General features: G+C 55.6%; 3 protein-coding genes. 2 read left to right on the forward strand and 1 reads right to left on the reverse strand.

The window, feature by feature from the left end; translation table 11 throughout:
- On the reverse strand, positions 1-1,079 hold a 1,079-nt coding region (locus INT22_RS09595), incomplete at its 3' end, for an NAD-dependent succinate-semialdehyde dehydrogenase (protein ID WP_193068151.1).
- Between the two features lie 140 nt (positions 1,080-1,219).
- Here INT22_RS09595 and INT22_RS09600 point away from each other — a divergent pair.
- On the forward strand, positions 1,220-2,638 hold the full coding sequence (locus INT22_RS09600; RefSeq protein ID WP_193068152.1) for an aminotransferase-like domain-containing protein: 1,419 nt from the start codon (positions 1,220-1,222) through the stop codon (positions 2,636-2,638).
- A 75-nt stretch (positions 2,639-2,713) separates the two neighbouring features.
- Positions 2,714-3,136, forward strand: a 423-nt coding sequence (locus tag INT22_RS20635; RefSeq protein ID WP_446718941.1) for a transglycosylase SLT domain-containing protein, incomplete at its 3' end; no start/stop codon positions are given.

Below are 3,136 nucleotides of genomic sequence, written 5' to 3' on the forward strand. Positions count from 1 at the left end.
GGCTTACCGCCGCAGAGCAGTCGCGCGCCGTGATTGACCGCGTCGTCTACGTGACGCTGCACTTTTTCCACCGCCGCTTGGTTAATCAGCGGGCCGATGGTGCTGCCTTCCGTTAAACCATCGCCGACCTTCAGCGCGCTAACACGCTCGGTCAGCTTGCTGACAAACGCGTCGTAAACCCCGTCCTGTACTAGGAAGCGGTTGGTGCACACGCAAGTTTGCCCGGCATTACGGAATTTTGAGGCAATCGCCCCCTCTACGGCGGCATCCACATCAGCGTCATCAAAGACGATAAACGGCGCGTTGCCGCCCAGTTCCATAGCGGTTTTCTTCACCGTGCTCGCGCACTGAGCAAGCAGGTGCTTACCCACCGGCGTCGAGCCAGTAAACGAGACTTTACGCACCCGTGAGTCGGTGGTGAGCACTTCACCCACCGCTGCCGGTTTTGAGGCGGTAATCACGTTAATGGTGCCGGCTGGCAGGCCTGCTTCAAGCGCCAAGTAAGCCGTTGCCAACGCGGTTAACGGCGTCGCTTCGGCGGGCTTAATCACCACAGTGCAGCCTGCGGCCAAGGCCGGGGCGCACTTGCGGGTAATCATCGCCAGGGGGAAGTTCCACGGGGTAATCGCTGCTACCACGCCGACCGGCTCGCGCAGCACCATGAGGCGCTTGTCCGCGCCGTGACTAGGCAAGGTTTCCCCAGCCATACGCTTGGCTTCTTCAGCGAAAAACTCAATAAATGAGGCGCCGTAAGTCACTTCACCCTTGGCTTCTGCTAGCGGCTTGCCCTGCTCCAGGGTCATCAAGCGGGCTAAGTCATCGGCGTGTTCATTGATCAGCTCAAACCAGCGGCGCAGCAATGCCGAGCGCTGTTTCACTGGCGTTGCGCGCCAGGCTGGCCCGGCGGCATACGCTGCGGCCACCGCATCGCGGGCGTCATCAGCGCCTAAGTCGGCAACCCGGGCAATCGTCTCGCCGGTTGCGGGGTTATCGACGGCAAAGGTCTGTTGACCCTTGCGCCACTCGCCACCCACCAGGGTGGGTACTGCATCGTGTAACCACTGTTCGATAAAGCTCATGATCTTCTCCTGATCTGCAACATGGTATGCACGCTAGCAGTAATGCGCTGGTGAACGAATGCACCACTTTCGCGTTCAACCAGACCACTTTTCTGTTTTACTATCTAAACGGGGAGCATCATGACAATAAGAGGATGTGAATGGACCGCCAGGACGTGTTACAGCAGCTTGTAAAACACTATGCCCAGCAACCTGAGCGTTTAAGCAAACAAGTACGACTGGAGCAGGCATTGAGGCAGGCGGTTACTAAGGCGTGGCCAAACCAAACTCGATTGCCGTCGCACCGTCAGTTGGCATTAACGTTGGGCGTTGCGCGACACACACTGTCCCGTGCCATAGCCTCGCTCATTGAAGAAGGCCTACTAACGACGTTTCATGGCAAGGGCACTTGGAGTTGTAAGAAGGAAACTTCTGTCGCGACCACATCAACCAGCGTTCAACTTTCAAAACGCGCTCAACAAGTGTTGCGTTGGCCTGGCGCCAGCACCGTTCAAAGCGGTGCCTTTGTGCCTGGCATACCGGATATCGCCCAGTTTCCAATGCGCAAGTGGCGTCAGCTGTATGCCAGCGTCACCGTGCCGCAAAATGCCTTACTGCTCTCTTACTCTACCGGTGGCTATGGGCCGCTTAAGCGTGCAATCCGTGAGTTTCTGGCGCGCTGGCGCAATATTCATTGCGATATTGAGCAGATCATCATCACCGATGGTACCCATAACGGTATTGAGCTATGCGCCATGGCATTGGCCGATGTGGGCGATACCGTGGCGATGGAATCGCCCTGTTATTGGGGGGCACGCAATGTATTCACTGCAACAGGGCTTTCGATTGAGATGCTGCCTTGGTATTCCGATAGTGGGCATGAGTTACCGCAGACGACCGGTAATATTGCGCTCGCATATTTGACCGGCTCTCATCACTACCCGCTCAGCGTACCCACACGCGCTGCTCATAAGCAGCAGTTTTGCGATGCGTTATCGCCCACCTACATCGTTGAAGACGATTACGAATTCACCCGCGACGATCACACTAACCTGCTGTTTGATCCCAACTCGGAACGCCATTTACTGGTAGGCTCATTCTCTAAAATGATGTTTCCCGGCCTGCGGCTTGGTTATTTGGTGGTGCCACGCCATTTGGCAGGTCCAATGAACCGCCTACGCAGCGAGTTGTTTCGCGAAGGCCGTATGCTTGATCAAGCGGTATTAGCGCAGTTTATTTTTGATGGTGACTTAGACGCCTGGTGTCGCCGCATCCAGCGCGACTATCTAGGCCGTCAGCAGGTGCTGCACGACCAGATTAGCTCACTACCCAAAGTACGCAATGTGTCCCCCCCGACTAGCGCGATTAGCTTGTGCGTTGAGTTTGAGCCTGGGGTTAATGATGTAGCACTTGCCCAAGCACTGCTCAAAGAACACTTAATTGTTCGCCCGCTAAGCCCCGTGTGCGCTGACAAGGACCCACGGACAGGATTGGTAATGGGCGTGGGCATGCTATCGGGAGAGACATTAGTGCGTGAAGCCCAACGGCTGCGCCGCTGTTTAGAGTTACTACTTCGCTAGGCGAGGTAGGCTTAGACCGTGTTGAGCATCACACTGTATGCCTAGTAAAAAAAACTTATTCACAAGGATTTTGCCATGCGCCACCCTGTTGATAATTCGGTGCTTCTCTCAACGCTTCGCCTATTGATGGTGCTGTGCGCCGTGCTGGCAGTTTCAGGCTGCGCAATTTTTGCACCTAGCCCGCCGGAAGATCAGAGCAATATCTGTGAAATCTTTCGTGAGCAGCCAAGCTGGTATGACTATGCTCGGGAATCCGAAGAGAAATGGGGCACACCGATTGCCACACAGATGTCATTTATTCAGCAGGAGTCTTCATTTCGCAGCCATGTGCGCCCGGACCGCAAATATTACCTAGGCTTTATTCCCGGCCCACGCCCCTCCTCCGCCAAAGGCTATGCCCAAGCCCAAGACCCCGTTTGGGAGGAGTATGAGGATCAAGCGGGCAGTCTGTTTGCCCGCCGAACCCATATGAAGCACGCTACGGATTTTATTGGCTGG

Origin of the sequence: Halomonas sp. 3D7M (assembly GCF_014897885.1) — a bacterium.
Lineage (GTDB): Bacteria > Pseudomonadota > Gammaproteobacteria > Pseudomonadales > Halomonadaceae > Vreelandella.